This window comes from Bhargavaea massiliensis (assembly GCF_050480245.1).
Classification (GTDB): Bacteria; Bacillota; Bacilli; order Bacillales; family Anoxybacillaceae; genus Anoxybacillus.
Genome location: NZ_JBCNEQ010000083.1, coordinates 21,937 through 39,729 on the forward strand (window position 1 = coordinate 21,937; position 17,793 = coordinate 39,729).

16 protein-coding genes and 3 pseudogenes are annotated in these 17,793 nt (G+C 40.9%); 18 read left to right on the top strand and 1 reads right to left on the bottom strand.

Annotation, left to right across the window (positions count from 1 at the left end):
• Position 1 precedes the first annotated feature (1 nt).
• Positions 2–366 (bottom strand): annotated as a pseudogene (locus ABEV15_RS13695) (rhodanese-like domain-containing protein).
• 142 nt (positions 367–508) lie between these two features.
• On the opposite strand from ABEV15_RS13695, the gene cysK reads away from it, so the two are divergent.
• The 18 genes and pseudogenes from cysK to ABEV15_RS13785 all read left to right on the top strand — a co-directional run bounded on the left by cysK (position 509) and on the right by ABEV15_RS13785 (position 17,743).
• Positions 509–1,432, top strand: coding sequence for a cysteine synthase A (cysK, locus tag ABEV15_RS13700; RefSeq protein ID WP_498853519.1), 924 nt, complete (start codon positions 509–511; stop codon positions 1,430–1,432).
• Between the two features lie 45 nt (positions 1,433–1,477).
• Positions 1,478–2,755, top strand: coding sequence for an EF-P 5-aminopentanol modification-associated protein YfmF (gene yfmF / locus ABEV15_RS13705; protein WP_498853520.1), 1,278 nt, complete (start codon positions 1,478–1,480; stop codon positions 2,753–2,755).
• The gene (gene yfmH, locus ABEV15_RS13710) at positions 2,752–4,032 is read left to right on the top strand and encodes an EF-P 5-aminopentanol modification-associated protein YfmH (RefSeq protein ID WP_429632289.1); all 1,281 of its coding nucleotides are present in this window, start codon (positions 2,752–2,754) and stop codon (positions 4,030–4,032) included. Before yfmF ends, yfmH begins: the two co-directional genes overlap by 4 nt.
• Positions 4,033–4,038: 6 nt before the next feature.
• Positions 4,039–4,752: an elongation factor P 5-aminopentanone reductase gene (gene ymfI, locus ABEV15_RS13715; RefSeq protein WP_429632291.1), complete on the top strand. Its 714-nt coding sequence runs from the start codon at positions 4,039–4,041 to the stop codon at positions 4,750–4,752.
• 64 nt (positions 4,753–4,816) lie between these two features.
• The gene (locus ABEV15_RS13720; protein ID WP_429632293.1) at positions 4,817–5,065 is read left to right on the top strand and encodes a DUF3243 domain-containing protein; all 249 of its coding nucleotides are present in this window, start codon (positions 4,817–4,819) and stop codon (positions 5,063–5,065) included.
• A 180-nt stretch (positions 5,066–5,245) separates the two neighbouring features.
• Positions 5,246–6,037: a DUF3388 domain-containing protein gene (locus ABEV15_RS13725; RefSeq protein WP_498853521.1), complete on the top strand. Its 792-nt coding sequence runs from the start codon at positions 5,246–5,248 to the stop codon at positions 6,035–6,037.
• A gap of 18 nt (positions 6,038–6,055) precedes the next feature.
• Positions 6,056–6,922, top strand: coding sequence for a helix-turn-helix domain-containing protein (locus ABEV15_RS13730; RefSeq protein ID WP_498853522.1), 867 nt, complete (start codon positions 6,056–6,058; stop codon positions 6,920–6,922).
• 28 nt (positions 6,923–6,950) lie between these two features.
• A complete protein-coding gene (gene pgsA, locus ABEV15_RS13735; RefSeq protein WP_429632298.1) occupies positions 6,951–7,529 on the top strand; it encodes a CDP-diacylglycerol--glycerol-3-phosphate 3-phosphatidyltransferase in 579 nt (192 codons plus the stop codon).
• 21 nt (positions 7,530–7,550) lie between these two features.
• On the top strand, positions 7,551–8,783 hold the full coding sequence (locus ABEV15_RS13740) for a competence/damage-inducible protein A (RefSeq protein ID WP_498853523.1): 1,233 nt from the start codon (positions 7,551–7,553) through the stop codon (positions 8,781–8,783).
• 105 nt (positions 8,784–8,888) lie between these two features.
• Positions 8,889–9,497, top strand: a pseudogene (gene recA / locus ABEV15_RS13745) (recombinase RecA); the annotation flags it as partial.
• 78 nt (positions 9,498–9,575) lie between these two features.
• Positions 9,576–10,199, top strand: coding sequence for a DUF559 domain-containing protein (locus tag ABEV15_RS13750; protein WP_498853524.1), 624 nt, complete (start codon positions 9,576–9,578; stop codon positions 10,197–10,199).
• A 280-nt stretch (positions 10,200–10,479) separates the two neighbouring features.
• A pseudogene (locus ABEV15_RS13755) lies at positions 10,480–10,908 on the top strand (recombinase RecA family protein); the annotation flags it as partial.
• A 209-nt stretch (positions 10,909–11,117) separates the two neighbouring features.
• Positions 11,118–12,674, top strand: coding sequence for a ribonuclease Y (gene rny, locus ABEV15_RS13760; RefSeq protein WP_429632303.1), 1,557 nt, complete (start codon positions 11,118–11,120; stop codon positions 12,672–12,674).
• Positions 12,675–12,773: 99 nt separating this feature from the next.
• Positions 12,774–13,568 (top strand): TIGR00282 family metallophosphoesterase, encoded by a 795-nt coding sequence (locus tag ABEV15_RS13765; protein WP_429632306.1) that lies wholly within the window; start codon positions 12,774–12,776, stop codon positions 13,566–13,568.
• A gap of 126 nt (positions 13,569–13,694) precedes the next feature.
• Positions 13,695–13,955 (top strand): stage V sporulation protein SpoVS, encoded by a 261-nt coding sequence (spoVS, locus tag ABEV15_RS13770; RefSeq protein WP_003181955.1) that lies wholly within the window; start codon positions 13,695–13,697, stop codon positions 13,953–13,955.
• A 51-nt stretch (positions 13,956–14,006) separates the two neighbouring features.
• The gene (locus tag ABEV15_RS13775; protein WP_429632309.1) at positions 14,007–14,936 is read left to right on the top strand and encodes a dipeptidase; all 930 of its coding nucleotides are present in this window, start codon (positions 14,007–14,009) and stop codon (positions 14,934–14,936) included.
• Positions 14,937–15,137: 201 nt separating this feature from the next.
• Positions 15,138–16,874 (top strand): 2-oxoacid:acceptor oxidoreductase subunit alpha, encoded by a 1,737-nt coding sequence (locus ABEV15_RS13780; RefSeq protein WP_498853525.1) that lies wholly within the window; start codon positions 15,138–15,140, stop codon positions 16,872–16,874.
• Between the two features lie 2 nt (positions 16,875–16,876).
• Entirely contained in the window at positions 16,877–17,743 is an 867-nt protein-coding gene (locus ABEV15_RS13785) for a 2-oxoacid:ferredoxin oxidoreductase subunit beta (protein WP_429632315.1), read from the top strand.
• The last annotated feature ends 50 nt before the right edge of the window (positions 17,744–17,793 follow it).

Below are 17,793 nucleotides of genomic sequence, written 5' to 3' on the forward strand. Positions count from 1 at the left end.
CCTATTTTTCAACTTCACCTTTCCACTCGTTCATTCCGCCATTCATATTGTATATATTTGTGAAACCTTCTTTTACAAGCAGTTTGCTTGCTTGCGCTGAACGATTGCCTAAACGGCAAACGACGATATATGTCTCATCTTTTTTAGCTCATTCATGCGCTCTTGAAGTTGCTGTAAAGGAAGTAACATAGCGCCTGGAATATGTCCGGAAGCGTATTCTTCTTCCGTGCGCACATCGAGAATAACGACATTCCCTTTCTCAATCATGTTTGTCGCCTCATCGACAGAAATGTTCGTATAGTGATTTTGTGCGCATCCGCTTACCGCAACTAATGTCATCAATAAACATATGACCCACTTTTTCATATCCGTTCATCTTTCTACATTTTTATACCCTGATAAGTATTCTATTATATTTTCTCGTTCCATTCAAACATTTCGACAACATTCTGTGCTCAGTATGTAGTAAAATAGGAAAAAGATTTAGCGTGGAAAGAAGGGAAGAATGGTGAAAGTATATCATTCGATTGTACATTTGATCGGCAATACACCAATTGTGAAGCTCAATCGTGTCGTTTTCCAAAATGGCGCAAGTGTATATATCAAACTTGAATCGTTTAACCCAGGTGGAAGTGTAAAAGATCGGGCGGCTAGACGAATGATTGAGCGAGCAGAACAAGAAGGTAAAATTGTCCCTTTTCAAAGCACAATCATTGAACCAACATCAGGGAATACAGGAATTGGGTTAGCGATGGTATGCGCAGCAAAAGGTTATCGCTGCATCATCACAATGCCAGATAATGCGACAAAGGAACGTGTCAATTTATTAAAAGCATATGGAGCGGAAGTGCACTTGACTCCTGCTTCTTTGCGCATGCAAGGCGCCATCGATAAAGCGTATCGGCTCGCTGAATGTGTTCCATACAGCTTTATTCCGATGCAATTTGAAAATGAGGCAAATCCAGATGCCCATCGCGTAAGCACGGCACTTGAAATGATCGAGGCGTTTCCAGACGGAATTGATGCGTTTGTACTGACTGCGGGAACAGGAGGAACTGTGACGGGAACAGGGGAGGAGTTGAAGAAACGATTTCCTAACTTGCGTATTTATGTTATTGAACCGTATGGATCTCCTGTACTATCAGGTGGACAACCGGGGCCGCATAAAATTCCAGGAACAGGTCCAGGATTTATCCCGTCCATTTTAAATCAAAATGTTTATGATGACATTTTACTTATCAAAGATGAAGAAGCACAAATGATGGCAAGAAGGTTAGCAGCAGAAGAAGGGATTTTAGTTGGGGCCTCAGGTGGAGCGGCTGCTTTTTGTGCGGTTCAAGTAGCTCGATCTCTTCCGCATGATGCACGTGTGCTTTGTATGGCGCCAGATACAGGCGAACGTTATTTATCATCAGATTTATTTAACGGATAAGAGGCGCAAAAAATGTCGAGGCTATAAATAAAAAGGAGTGATTGTATGTTTCAAGAAGAAGTAAAAGAAATAGGCGGTCTTCGTCTTCATGTGATTCCAACAAAAAAATATAAAACGAATACGCTCGTGTTGAAAATGAAAGCGCCACTATGTGAGCAAGATGTAACGATGCGGGCTATGATTCCATACGTGCTACAAAGCGCAACAGAGCGACATCCTTCGATGGGAGCGTTACGTACATATTTAGATGAATTATATGGCGCAACGTTACAAGTCGATTTAGCTAAAAAAGGAGAACATCATATCATTACCATTCGTATGGATATTGCAAACGAAAAGTTTTTAGGTGGCACATCCCCATTGTTACGGGATGCGCTGACGTTATTAAGCGACATGTTGTTTCGTCCCCTTACCGAGCAAGGTGGGTTTTCTGTTTCGATCGTTGAGCAAGAGAAACGTGCTTTAAAACAAAAAATACAATCATTGTTTGATGATAAAATGCGATATGCTCAACATCGACTCATTGAAGAAATGTATAAAGGTTCGCCTTATGCACTCGATGTTCACGGTAAACTTCAAAATGTTGATCCGATTGACGCCAAACGTTTGTATGAACATTATGAGTACATGTTGAAACACGATGAAATAGACTTATACATTGTTGGTGATGTGATGTTAGCTGATGTAGAACACGATGTTGCTGAACGTTTTCCGCTTGCTGCTCGTCCATCTCGTTCGACTTCAACTTCATCCTTGCCTAAACGAACACATGTGCAAGAAGTTGTAGAAAAACAAGATGTGAAGCAAGGGAAACTGCATCTTGGTTATCGAACAAATATCACATATAACGACGTCGATTACGATGCGCTACAAGTATGGAATGGAATATTTGGCGGCTTTGCACATTCGAAATTGTTTATCCATGTGCGTGAAAAGGCAAGTTTAGCTTATTATGCAGCTTCACGCATCGAAAGTCACCAAGGGATGATGATGGTGATGGCAGGGATTGAGCCGAGCAACTATAATCGTGCGCTTGAAATTATTCATGCTCAGGCGGAGGCGATGCGCACCGGGCAATTTAGCGATGAGGAAATCATTCAAACAAAAGCAGTCATTCGTAATCAACTATTAGAAACGGTTGATACAGCACGTGGAATGATTGAGATCTCTTATCATAACGTCATGGCAACACGGCAACGTCCATTAGATGAGTGGCTAGAAGGGATTGAAAAAGTGACGCGTGAAGATATTGTTCGCATCGGAGAAAAGATTGAATTAGATACGATTTATTTTTTAACAGAAAAGGACGGTGAGAAACAATGAAGGTGATTCAATATGATCAATTAGAAGAACAATTGTTTTATGAGCGGCTAAACAACGGACTAGATGTTTACATTTTACCGAAGAAGGAATTTAACAAAACATATGCAACGTTTACAACGAAATACGGTTCAGTGGATAACTATTTTACTCCATATGGAAAAACGAGTATGAAAAAAGTGCCGGATGGTATCGCCCATTTTTTAGAGCATAAATTGTTTGAAAAAGAAGACGGTGATGTATTTCAAACGTTCAGCAAACAAGGAGCATCTGCGAATGCTTTTACATCGTTTACACGTACAGCCTATTTATTTTCTAGCACAACAAATGTAGAAAACAATTTAGAAACGTTACTTAATTTCGTGCAAGATCCATATTTTACGGAGCAGACCGTTGAAAAAGAAAAAGGGATCATCGCTCAAGAAATTCGTATGTATGACGATAATCCAGATTGGCGTTTATATTTTGGAACAATTGAAAGCATGTATCACAACCATCCTGTAAAAATTGATATTGCAGGAACGGTAGAGTCTATTTCGCATATTACGAAAGACTTGTTATATGAATGTTATGAAACGTTTTATCATCCAAGCAACATGTTGCTATTTGTTACAGGTCCGATTGATCCATTGGCGACGCTTGAACAAATTCGGGCAAATCAAGCGAAAAAAACGTTTCGCCCACAAACAACGATTGAGCGATTTCACTACGAAGAACCGGCTCATGTTGCTCGTGAGAAACACGTGATTGAAATGAACGTGCAAACATCGAAATGTTTAGTTGGCGTAAAAGCAAAACATGTATGTACAACAGGGCAAGAAAAATTAAAACATGAATGGGCCATTAGTTTATTGCTCGATTATTTGTTTGGAAAAAGCTCTCCACATTACGAACGGTTATATCAACAAGGATTAATTGATGAAACATTTATGGTCGACTATACGGAGGAAGGGGACTTTGGGTTTGGTTTAATTGGTGGCGACACATCGCAACCCGACAAATTAGCAGAAGAAATTCAACGTATTCTTTTGCAGTTTGATGTTATTGATGATAAGCAAGTGGAACGAATGAAAAGAAAAAAGATCGGGACGTTTTTACGTTCGTTAAACTCGCTTGAATATATTGCAAATCAGTTTACTCGTTATGCGTTTCATCATATGAGTTTATTTGATGTTGTTAAAACGTTACAATCATTAACATGTGAAGATTTAAATACAGTGGCTCGCGAATGTTTTGTGCGCGAACAGTTTGCTGTATGTCAAGTTGTTCCGAAAAGGTGAAGTGAGATGAAATATGCGTTAATTACAGGAGCAAGCGGAGGGATCGGTCGAGAAATTGTTCGCCAGCTTGCTAAAGATGGATATGGCTTGTATTTGCATTACTATAAAAATGAGCAATCCATCCAATCTTTAATGAAAGAACTATCAACAAAAACATATGCCATCCAATCAGATTTATCCCATCCTTCAGGGGTAGATGTGTTAGTATCTTCCATTTTCCACCCGATTGACGTGATCGTTCATAATAGTGGGATGAGTGCTTATGGATTGATGACGGATATGGCTGACGAACAAGTAGAGCGAATGGTGCAATTGCATGTAACAAGTCCGTTTTTATTGACAAAACGGCTGCTTCCATCTATGATCCAACAGCGTCGTGGACAAATTGTTGTCATTTCATCAATTTGGGGGTTAACAGGTGCATCATGTGAAGTGCTATATTCTATGGTGAAAGGTGCACAAAATACGTTTGTCAAAGCATTGGCTAAAGAAGTTGCTCCAAGCGGTATACGAGTAAATGCGATTGCTCCTGGAGCGATTGATACACCGATGCTTCATGAGTTTACTGAAGAAGAGTTAGAGGCGCTAACTGAAGATATTCCGCTTGGACGAATTGGAAAGCCAGAAGATGTTGCAAAAGCTGTATCCTTTTTAATTTCTGATCATGCGTCATATATTACGGGACAAATTTTATCTGTAAATGGCGGTTGGTATTGTTAAACGAGCATACTTTTTGTGTTGTGAGGCAAACTGCTCTTGAAGAGAATTTCAAGGAGGTTTGCATATGTCTGTTCTTGATAATTTTGAACAATGGAAAAGCTTTTTGGCCGATCGCCTTCATCAAGCGGAAGAGCAAGGAATGAATCAGCAAGTCATTTCGGATATTGCTTATCAGATTGGAGATTATTTAGCGAAGCAAGTCGATCCGAAAAATCCAGAGGAGCGTGTACTTGCTGATTTATGGCATGTAGCAAATGAGCAAGAGCAACGTGCGATTGCGAACATGATGATAAAACTTGTGCAAAATAAATAAGCGACAAAGCAAGCTGGTGCCATCCGCCAGCTTGTTTTTACTATGTTTACCTGTTCACAAAAAACAATCGTCCATTCTTTTCATTCTCGCATTCAAATGGTAAAATAAACATACATGTGTGTTTCGACAAAGCGTTGCTTAAATGATCGCATCGTGTAATGTAAAGGGGAGAAGGGGTATATGGAAAAAAAAGAATGGTATTTAGAATATGAAATACATATAAACCGCCCAGGATTGTTAGGGGATATTGCATCACTTCTTGGCATGCTTTCCATTAACATTGTTACGATTAATGGGGTAGATGATTCACGACGCGGCATGCTTTTGCTATGCAAAAGTCAGGAGCAAATTGAGCGTCTTCAATCGATTTTAGCGACGATGGAAGATATTACAGTAACGAAATTACGTGAACCGAAGTTACGAGATCGTCTCGCTGTTCGACATGGACGTTACATTCAGCGCGACGCTGATGATAAAAAAACGTTTCGGTTTGTTCGAGACGAATTAGGTTTGCTCGTCGATTTTATGGCCGAGCTGTTTAAGCAAGAGGGACATAAGTTAATTGGGATTCGCGGCATGCCGCGCGTCGGAAAGACGGAATCGATTGTAGCCGCAAGTGTATGCGCAAATAAACGTTGGCTGTTTGTTTCTTCTACATTAATTAAACAAACGATTCGCAGTCAGCTCATTGAAGATGAGTATAGCGAAAACAATGTATTTATCATTGATGGAATTGTATCTACACGTCGATCAAACGAGCGGCATTGGCAACTTATTCGTGAGCTAATGCGTCTACCGGCGACGAAAGTGATTGAGCATCCGGATATTTTTGTAAGACATACAGAATATAAACTTGATGATTTTGACTATATTATTGAATTGCGTCATGATGCAGATGAGGAAATTACGTACGATCTCGTGGATCAATCTTCGTTTTTTGGCAACGATGGTTTTTCAAATATCGATTTTTAAAGATGGAAGGTGTTTCCGTTGACAGAGTTAGGGAAGCGTTTGAAAGAAGCTAGAGAACAACGAAATATGAGTTTGGATGATTTGCAAGAAATCACGAAAATCCAAAAACGATATTTAATTGCAATTGAGCAAGGAAATTATGTGATCATGCCGGGGAAATTTTATGTCCGAGCATTTATTCGTCAATATGCTGAAGCAGTCGGCCTTGATCCTGATGAGCTGTTTGAGCAATATGCGAATGAAATTCCAACTGCTCAGCAAGAAGAGCTCCCTGGCGAACTATCGCGTGTCAAATCGCGACAATTATCAGAGCAAGGTGCGAAAGTGCTCGATGTGCTCCCGAAAATTTTGATTGGTACATTCGTTGTCGGATTAGCGGTTGCCCTTTGGTTTTTCTTTCAAAACCGAACGGTGAACGAACAACCACAAGAGCAAATTATTCAGGAAGGGGCGGAGTTTGAACAGTCAGAACAAGCGAAAAAACAACAAACTGAAAAACAAAGTGAACAACAGTCTGAAAATGAACAACAAGCAGAAAATGAAGGGGAAAACGAACAACCATCGGAAACAATGGTAAAAGTAGTGGAAACGAATGGTCGAAAATCGACGCTTGAAGTGACAGGAGAACAATTGATCATTGACATTGCAACAAAGGGCGATGCGTGGATCGAAGTGAAAAACGGAAAAGGGAAGGCGTTTGCACGTAAAATGATGTATGCAAACCAAACTGAAACATTCGATTTAACTAATGAGACAGAAGTGTTGCTAGTCATTGGTCAAACATTAAATACGGAAGTGAAAATAAACGGACAGACGCTTCAATATCCTGTCAATCCGAATGATCATGTCCGTCAAGACATTGCGATTATTCATAACAAACAATAATGTCGAATGAATGCTGGAGGTTAGTGCTGTGAATATACCGAATCAAATTACGATTGCACGAATGCTACTTATTCCTTTTTTCCTTATTTTTTTGCTAGCACCCATTGATTTCGGTGTCATTCAAATTGGGCGAGAACAATTACCTATGACACATGCAATTGCTGCGCTTATTTTCATTATTGCATCGACAACTGACTGGGTGGACGGATACTACGCCCGAAAATACGGATTAGTGACGAACTTAGGGAAGTTTCTCGACCCGCTTGCAGATAAACTGCTCGTATCTGCTGCCCTCATTGCGCTTGTACAATTGGATTTGGCACCAGCTTGGATAGTGATTGTCATTATTAGCCGAGAATTTGCTGTAACAGGATTGCGGCTTGTGCTAGCTGGAGAGGGAGAAGTTGTAGCAGCGAATATGCTTGGAAAAATTAAGACGTGGACGCAAATTGTTGCAATTGCTGCGCTTCTTTTGCATAATATTCCTTTTTCGCTCTTGTCGATCCCGTTTGCAGACATTTCATTGTGGATAGCGCTCGTTTTCACAATTTGGTCAGGATGGGATTATTTCGCGAAAAATAAACACGCGTTTCGTCATTCAAAGTAAATAAAAGGGGATGGGAGAAAGATGAGAGCAGAAATTATCGCAGTTGGCTCGGAGCTCTTACTTGGTCAAATTGCAAATACAAATGCTCAATTTTTATCGCAACAACTAGCCGACATTGGTGTGGATGTATATTATCATACGGTTGTTGGTGATAACCCGAAAAGACTTACACATGTGATTGAGGTGGCTAAGCAACGCTCGAATTTGATCATTTTTACAGGAGGACTTGGCCCAACGAAAGATGACTTAACAAAAGAAACAATTGCCAATATGTTAAATAAACCGCTTGTTTTAGATGAAGATGCGTGGCAATCGATTTGTAATTATTTTGCCAAAACGAAGCGTCCAATGTCCCCGAACAATCGAAAACAGGCGCTTGTATTGGAAGGATGTTACGTGTTAAAAAATGAACATGGGATGGCTCCTGGAATGGCGCTTACCGTCGACCACATTACATATATGCTCCTCCCAGGGCCACCGAAAGAAATGCAACCGATGTTCATAAAATATGGACGTCCTTTTTTATTGCAAAAACTTCATGTTCGCGAAAAAGTCGTATCGCTCGTTTTGCGCTTTTTTCATATTGGTGAATCACAACTAGAAGCAGAAATTGAAGATTTGATTGATGCGCAGACAAATCCAACGATCGCTCCGCTGGCCGCTGATGGTGAAGTGACCCTTCGCTTAACAGCGAAGCATGAGCGCGAAGAGGAAGCGCAGCGACTTATTCATGAGTTGGAGCAAAAAATTTTAGCACGCGTGCGTCCTTACTTTTATGGTTACAACGATGAAACGTTGTTTGGAAAATTACTAGCTACATTAAAAGAAAAAAACAAAACGCTTGCTGCTGCTGAAAGTTTAACAGGTGGTTTGTTTTTAGAGGAAATGACAGCACTTCCAAATGCTTCCATAGTCATGACGGGAGGAGTTGTATGTTATACGAATGAAATAAAGGAAAATGTGCTTCATGTGCCGAAAGAAATATTACAAACAGAGGGGGCAGTGAGCGAACGGTGTGCACAATTGTTGGCAGAAAACGTTCGGAAGCTTTGCCAAAGTGATATTGGCATTAGTTTTACGGGGGTTGCAGGACCGGACGATTTGGAAGGAAAACCAGTAGGAACGGTATGGATAGGGATTGCCACAGAACGAGGGACAAAAACGTTTGCACTTACATTATCTGGTGATCGTCAAGCCATTCGGATGCGTACGGCAAAATATGGTTGTTATCATTTGCTGCAATTGTTACATTGATTTACGAACATCTATTCGTTTTTTCTTGGCAAATAAACAGAAAACATGTATAGTAATAAGTAGCAGTTACTGCTTTATTTTTTGCAAGTAAAAGGAGGAGTTTCTTTGAACGATCGTCAAGCAGCATTAGAACAGGCGTTAAAGCAAATTGAGAAACAGTTTGGAAAAGGCTCCATTATGAAGCTAGGAGAGCAAACAGATCGTCAAATTTCGACTGTATCAAGCGGCTCTCTTGCACTTGATATTGCATTAGGAGTAGGTGGATATCCACGCGGACGTATTATCGAAATTTACGGTCCGGAGTCATCAGGGAAAACAACGGTTGCACTTCATGCGATCGCAGAAGTGCAAAAGCAAGGTGGTCAAGCGGCATTTATTGATGCAGAACACGCATTAGACCCTATTTATGCTGAAAAGTTAGGCGTCAATATTGATGAATTGTTGCTTTCTCAACCAGATACAGGAGAACAAGCGTTAGAAATTGCTGAGGCGCTTGTGCGAAGCGGAGCGGTTGACATTATTGTTATCGACTCCGTTGCAGCCCTTGTTCCAAAAGCAGAAATTGAAGGGGAAATGGGCGATGCCCACGTTGGGCTACAAGCACGTCTTATGTCTCAAGCACTACGTAAATTATCCGGCGCCATTAACAAATCTAAAACGATTGCTATCTTTATTAACCAAATAAGGGAAAAAGTGGGGGTTATGTTTGGAAATCGATATATGGTTGCTTAATTTCGTTACATGTTCACAAATTGTAGTTCTTTCTATATCCTCTCTAGGAGGAGATATGATTTGGTTGTTAAAGTGGGAAATAGAACATTTAGAAATATAGAGCAGTGGCAAGTTGATTATATCGTTCAAAATTCGAACAAGAAATTAACCGAAATATCGCGTGAAACACGGTTAGATCCTCGAAGGATTGGGGAAATCATCAAACTTTTAGGAATACAAAGGCAGAGACATTGGAAGATGTATTTACCCAAAACAGAAGAGGTTGAGAGGGAGTTAAGAAATCCTTATTTATCCCACGTAGAGATTGCTAAAAAGTATGGTGTAACTGATACTTGTGTGGCAAAGAGAAGAAAAGAACTTGGGGTGAAGGTTCGACGGAAAAACTTTGATACACAAATCGAGCAACAGGTTGAACAAATTCTTGAACAACTTGATCTAGCGTATATAAAACAAAAACGAATAGATAAATGGTCTATTGATTTTTATCTTGGAAGAAAACATTGTATCGATGTCCATGGTGAATGGGCTCACTCAACAAAAAAGGTACAAGATCGAGATGTTAGAAAGAGAGAATATTTATCAAAAAAAGGCTATCGTTATTTGGTTATATACGAAAAAGAACTACAAAATATTGAACATGTAACAGAAAAAATTAAGCAATTTACTCTGGGTTTCCCTTGCTAGTGATAGCAAGAAAAAAACCTTGTGAACCCGATTGCCTAGGGGTGTGCGAAGTTTGTATACTTCGTGCTAACGGTGGAGCCCTCCAAGATTTATGGGGTAATACCGTGCCAAGCCTTACTACTTTTATAGTAAGGAAGGTGTAGAGACTACCGAAAGGGGCATATGTTGCCACTGAGTAGGGTACAGCAGAGGATAGGCTACTGCTGGAAGCGCAAGGCTCTCCATGTTTGGAGATGAAGATATAGTCCACCCTATAGAGATGGTAAATCTATAGGATGTGCCAGAGACAACTCCTGGTGGTCGCGCATTGAAGTTTTATGCGTCTGTTCGTTTAGAAGTGCGTCGTGCTGAACAAATCAAACAAGGCAACGACATGGTTGGAAATAAAACGAAAATTAAAGTCGTTAAAAACAAAGTGGCACCGCCATTTAAAACAGCAGATGTAGATATTATGTATGGCGAAGGAATTTCAAAAGAAGGCGAAATTATTGATATGGGTGCCGAACTTGACATCATTCAGAAAAGTGGCGCGTGGTATTCATATAAAGATGAACGACTAGGACAAGGTCGGGAAAACGCAAAACAATTTTTGAAAGAAAATCCACACATTATGGAAGAAATTGCGCGTGAAATCCGTCAACATTATGGCATTACAACAGGTGCATCAACGACGTCTGTGCGTGAAGATGACTTAGACTTTTTAGAGTAAAAAGAGGCACATTGTGTCTCTTTTCCTTTTATTTTGGAATTTCCAACCACATGAAACGCTTTCCCACAATGACAAGCCTTGACAATATGAAAGGTCACCTTTAAAATGTACATGTATATTTGACAATTTTGAAGTGTATGTTGAATGGTTGCAATGTACATGCCGACATTGATGAAGTAACGAATTTATAGCAAGAGGAGGTGAGGACAATGGGTGAAACGATCATCTCCGCTTTGCTTGCCCTAGTCGTCGGTGCAGTTGTTGGCTTTTTTGTTCGTAAATCCATTGCCGAGGCAAAAATTGGTGGCGCACAAGCAGCTGCCAAACAAATGATCGAAGAAGCGAAACGAGAAGCGGACGCATTGAAAAAAGAGGCGCTCCTTGAAGCAAAGGATGAGATTCACAAACTTCGTGTTGAAGCAGAACGAGAAATTCGCGAACGAAGAAGTGAGTTACAAAAACAGGAAAACCGCTTGTTGCAAAAAGAAGAGAATCTCGATCGAAAAGACGAATCATTAAACAAGCGAGAAGCATTGCTTGAGAAAAAAGAGAATTCTCTGAATGAAAGACAACAGCATATTGAAGAGATGGAAAGCAAAGTGGAAGAACTCGTTCGAAAAGAACAAGCAGAGCTTGAGCGCATTTCTAGCTTGACGCGCGAAGAAGCACGCCAAATCATTTTAGAGCGTGTAGAAAAAGAGCTTTCGCACGAAATTGCGCTCATGGTTAAAGAAGCAGAAACGAAAGCGAAAGAAGAAGCCGATAAAAAAGCAAAAGAAATTTTATCGCTTGCCATTCAACGTTGTGCTGCTGATCATGTAGCAGAAACGACTGTATCAGTTGTGAACTTGCCAAATGATGAAATGAAAGGGCGCATTATCGGGCGTGAAGGGCGTAACATTCGTACGTTAGAAACATTAACAGGTATTGATCTTATTATTGATGATACGCCAGAAGCAGTCATTTTATCTGGTTTTGATCCAATCCGTCGCGAAACAGCGCGCATCGCCTTAGATAAGCTCGTTCAAGACGGACGTATTCATCCGGCTCGAATTGAAGAAATGGTCGAGAAAGCAAGAAGAGAAGTGGATGAGCATATTCGTGAAGTCGGAGAGCAAACGACGTTCGAAGTCGGTGTTCACGGATTGCATCCAGACTTAATTAAAATTTTAGGACGGTTGAAGTTCCGTACGAGCTATGGGCAAAATGTTCTTAAACATTCAATGGAAGTTGCATATTTAGCTGGTTTGATGGCTGCGGAGTTAGGGGAAGATGAAATGCTTGCACGGCGAGCAGGTCTTCTTCATGACATCGGAAAAGCAGTTGACCATGAGGTTGAAGGAAGCCATGTCGAAATTGGTGTAGAGCTTGCAACAAAATATAAAGAACATCCAGTTGTCATTAATAGCATTGCTTCGCATCATGGTGATACGGAACCAACGTCTATTATCGCTGTTCTTGTGGCTGCTGCAGACGCTTTATCTGCTGCTCGTCCAGGAGCTCGAAGCGAGACGTTAGAAAACTATATTCGTCGCCTGGAGAAGCTTGAAGAAATCGCTGAGTCATATGAAGGTGTCGAAAAGTCATATGCCATTCAAGCAGGACGTGAAATTCGCATTATGGTCAAGCCGGATTTAATTGATGACTTGGAAGCGCACCGGTTAGCGCGTGATATTCGCAAGCGCATTGAAGAAGAGCTTGACTACCCGGGACATATTAAAGTCACAGTCATTCGTGAAACACGAGCTGTTGAATACGCAAAATAAAAGCTACTCCTCGTTTGGAGTGGCTTTTTCGTATTGATAAACGTTTTATTTTGTGCGAAACTGAAAAATGGAGATCATGAGTATAGAAAGGGTAATAAAATGAAAATGTTATTTATCGGTGATGTCGTAGGACAGCCGGGAAGAAAAATGGTTGATGAATATGTGCCTAAATTGAAAGCGAAATATAAGCCGCATGTGATCGTTGTTAATGGTGAAAATGCCGCTGGTGGGAAGGGGATTACAGAAAAAATATATCATCGCTTTTTAGAGATGGGCGTACATGCAGTAACGCTTGGCAATCATGCATGGGACAATCGCGAAGTTTTTGAGTTTATTGATCAAGCGAAAATGCTCGTTCGTCCAGCGAACTTTCCAGCGGGCACACCGGGAAAAGGAATTGTGTTTATTCAAGTAGAGGGATATGAAGTTGCGGTGATCAGTTTGCAAGGAAGGACGTTTTTGCCAGCGATTGATTGCCCGTTTAAAAAAGCAGATGAATTAGTAGAAATGGCGCTTATGCGCACACCTATTATTGTTGTTGATTTTCATGCGGAAGCAACAAGCGAGAAACAAGCGATGGGATGGTATTTAGATGGGCGAGTAAGCGCTGTGGTGGGTACGCACACACACGTTCAAACAGCTGACTCACGTATTTTGCCAAACGGAACAGGCTATATTACCGATGTAGGTATGACAGGTCCTTATGATGGAATTTTAGGAGTGGATCGTGAGGCGGTATTACGCAAATTTTTAACAGGTTTACCGGTTCGGTTTGAAGTCACAACAGGCCGAGCACAGTTGAATGCCGTGCTCATTGAAGTAGATGAAAAAAGCGGGAAAACGAAATCGATTCAGCGAATTATGATTAATGACGATCATCCATATTTTGACTAGTTCCTCTTTTAAGATTTTTCTGAAAAAATACATATTGTAGCAGGAATACGAGCAAACAGGGACGAATATATAATGAACAGTACAACTTTTTTACAAGCAATTGTTAGAAACGAGGAGGAGCTAGAAATGGAAATATTAAAAGTTTCAGCAAAATCTAATCCTAATTCCGTAGCTGGTGCACTTGCAGGCGTGTTGAGAGAACGCGGTGCAGCTGAAATTCAAGCGATCGGCGCAGGTGCATTAAACCAAGCCGTTAAGGCAGTAGCGATTGCGCGAGGATTCGTAGCACCGAGCGGAGTTGATCTCATTTGTATTCCTGCGTTTACGGACATTCAAATTGATGGGGAAGAGCGGACGGCAATTAAGCTCATTGTTGAGCCGCGTTAATACACATAAACCTGTTTGCTTGTACAGCAAGCAGGTTATTTTTGTGGAGGGATGATTGTGCGCATATTTGATGCTCACTGTGATGTGTTATATCAACTATTTTGTGATCAAGATTTATCATTTGAACGAAGCTCATCATTACATGTAACATATGATGGACTAAAGCAGGCTGGTGTAACTGTACAAGGGTTTGCGATTTATATTCCAAAACATGTAAGACCTGAGTCGCGTTTTTTTGTAGCGCTAGAGATGATTGATTATTTTTATGAAAAAATTGTGTCACAGCCAAACATGAAAGTTGTTCGATCAAAAAAAGAAATTGATCAATTGCAACCGAATGAAATTGGGGCGATGCTTACATTAGAAGGGTGTGAAGCCATTGGAGAAAGTTTAACGCAGTTGCGTACACTTCTTCGCCTCGGTGTTCGCTCTGTCGGTTTAACATGGAATGATGCGAATATGGTAGCAGATGGTGCCCTTGAGCAACGCGGCGGGGGGTTAACAAAATTCGGAAAAGAAGTTGTTCAATTATTAAATGAACAACAATGTTGGACAGATGTGTCGCATTTAAGCGAGCGCGCGTTTTGGGATGTCATTGAATTAGCTCATTATCCGATTGCTTCACATTCAAATGCGTATACTCTTTGTCCACATCCGCGTAATTTGCGCGATGATCAAATTCAAGCGCTCATTAAGAAAAACGGAGTCATTGGTGTGACGTTTGTTCCACAGTTTTTACGTCATGACGCTGAGACGACAACGGTAACGGATGTGTTGCGTCATGTTGATCATATTTGTGCGCTAGGCGGGGAAAATCACATCGGTTTTGGCTCTGATTTTGACGGCATTTTTGAAACGGTGGAACAATTAGGAAAGGTTTCTCACTATACGCACTTCATTGAAGAGTTGTTGAAGCATTTTAAAGAAGAGCAGGTGAAAAAATTTTTGTTTTGTAATTTTTATGAGCGAATCCCACAATAAAAAATCGGAGGAAAAATTCACATTTTTGTAACAAATATATTGCAATTTTTTTGCAATAGGGCTAGAATGAAAGCGTTTAGTATATGAAATTTTTCGAAAAATTTATTAAGCGAAATGGTAGAGCTTTTTTTGGAAAAGTGCTACACTTATAATCGTACAACGTTATGTTACAATTGATGGAACTTTAAAGGGGTGTAAGACATGATTAGTCAACTTTCATGGAAAGTTGGAGGACAACAGGGGGAAGGTATTGAAAGTACGGGAGAGATATTCTCCATTGCGCTCAACCGACTAGGCTACTACTTATATGGTTATCGCCATTTTTCATCTCGGATTAAAGGTGGTCACACGAACAATAAAATTCGTGTTAGCACGACACAAGTTCGTTCGATTGCCGATGATCTTGATATATTAGTAGCTTTTGACCAAGAGACGATTGATTTTAACTTTCATGAGTTGCGTCAAGGCGGAGTCGTCATTGCGGACGCAAAGTTTAATCCGACGATTCCGGATGAGTCAAAAGCTACGTTGTATGCGGTTCCATTTACAGATATCGCAACAGAGTTAGGAACAGCATTAATGAAAAACATGGTTGCAGTCGGAGCTTCTAGCGCAGTACTCGGTCTTGATATTAGCGTATATGAAGGGGTCGTTCAGGAGATTTTTGGTCGCAAAGGTGAACAAGTTGTTGCGAAAAACATGGAAGCGATCAGAGCGGGCGCTCAGTTCATGCGTGAACAACTGGGTGACAACATTCAATTGATGCAGCTTGAAAAAGCGGACGGCAAAAAGAGAATGTTTATGATTGGAAACGATGCAATTGCCCTTGGTGCGCTTGCTGGTGGCGCTCGTTTCATGGCAGCGTATCCAATTACCCCAGCGTCAGAGATCATGGAATACTTAATTAAGAAGCTTCCGCAATTTGGTGGTACAGTCATTCAAACAGAAGACGAAATTGCAGCTTGTACAATGGCTATTGGTGCGAACTATGCGGGTGTTCGCACGTTGACAGCTTCGGCCGGACCAGGTCTTTCACTTATGATGGAAGCGATCGGATTAGCTGGGATTACAGAAACGCCAATCGTTATCGTTGATACACAACGTGGTGGGCCGAGCACAGGTCTTCCAACAAAACAAGAGCAATCCGACTTAATGGCGATGATTTACGGTACGCACGGAGAGATTCCGAAAGTAGTCATGGCGCCAAGCACTGTACAAGAAGCGTTTTATGATATGGTTGAAGCGTTTAATATTGCAGAAGAGTATCAATGTCCGGTTATCGTTTTAACAGACTTACAACTTTCGTTAGGAAAGCAAACTGTAGAGCCGCTAGAGTACGATAAAATTGAAATTCGTCGCGGTAAGCTCGTAACAGGGGAACTTCCTGAAATCCCAGACAAAGGTTGTTTTAAACGATATGAAGTGACAGAAGACGGTGTGTCACCACGTGTATTACCAGGAATGAAAAATGGCATTCACCATGTGACAGGCGTTGAGCATGATGAGACAGGTCGTCCGTCTGAAGTGGCAGCGAATCGTATTGCGCAAATGGATAAGCGTTTACGCAAACTAAAACATATTCAATTCCCGACACCAGTTCATAAACATGTGAAGCATGAAGAAGCGGATTTATTAATTGTTGGGTTTAACTCCACGCGTGGAGCGATTGAAGAAGCGATGGAACGTTTAGAGCGCGATGGTATAAAAGTAAACCATGCACACGTTCGTCTCATTCATCCGTTCCCAACAGAAGACATGTTGCCGCTCGTGCAATCAGCGAAAAAAGTCGTTGTTGTTGAAAATAACGCAACAGGACAGCTTGCCAACATTTTAAAAATGAACGTTGGACATGCTGAAAAAGTGTTCAACGTGTTGAAGTATGATGGCAATCCGTTCTTACCGCACGAAGTTTATACAAAATGCAAGGAGTTGTTTTAAACATGGCGACATTTAAAGATTTCCGTAATAACATTAAACCAAACTGGTGTCCAGGTTGCGGTGACTTTTCTGTACAAGCGGCTATTCAACGCGCAGCTGCTAACGTTGGACTCGAACCACATGAACTTGTTGTTGTATCTGGAATTGGTTGTTCTGGACGTATTTCTGGTTACATTAACTCGTACGGCTTCCACGGTGTGCACGGTCGAGCGCTTCCAATCGCCCAAGGGGTGAAAATGGCCAATCGTGATTTGACTGTCATTGCTGCTGGTGGTGACGGTGATGGATTTGCGATCGGAATGGGTCATACGATTCATGCGATTCGTCGTAATATCGACATTACGTACATCGTCATGGACAACCAAATTTACGGTTTAACAAAAGGTCAAACATCACCACGTAGTGAAGTTGGCTTTAAAACGAAAAGTACGCCACAAGGTTCAGTTGAACCAGCGTTGTCGATTATGGAAATGGCGTTAACTGCAGGAGCAACGTTCGTCGCTCAAAGCTTTTCTAGCGACTTAAAAGAGTTGACGCAATTAATTGAAGAAGGCATTAAGCATAAAGGGTTCTCGCTCATTAACGTATTTAGCCCTTGCGTCACGTACAATAAAGTGAACACATACGATTGGTTTAAAGACAATTTAACGAGCTTAAGTTCCATTGAAGGATATGATCCATCTAACCGCGAAATGGCGATGCAAACGTTAATGAAACATAAAGGACTTGTTACAGGGCTTATTTATCAAAATAAAGAGCGCAAATCATATCAAGACCTTGTGCCGGGTTATAGCGAAAAACCACTGACAGAAGCGGACTTAACAATTAGTAAAGAAAAATTTGATCAACTTGTGGCAGAATTTATGTAAGAAAGAAAAGAGGGTGGTGAAAGCCATCCTCTTTTTTAGTGTGCTCGGCA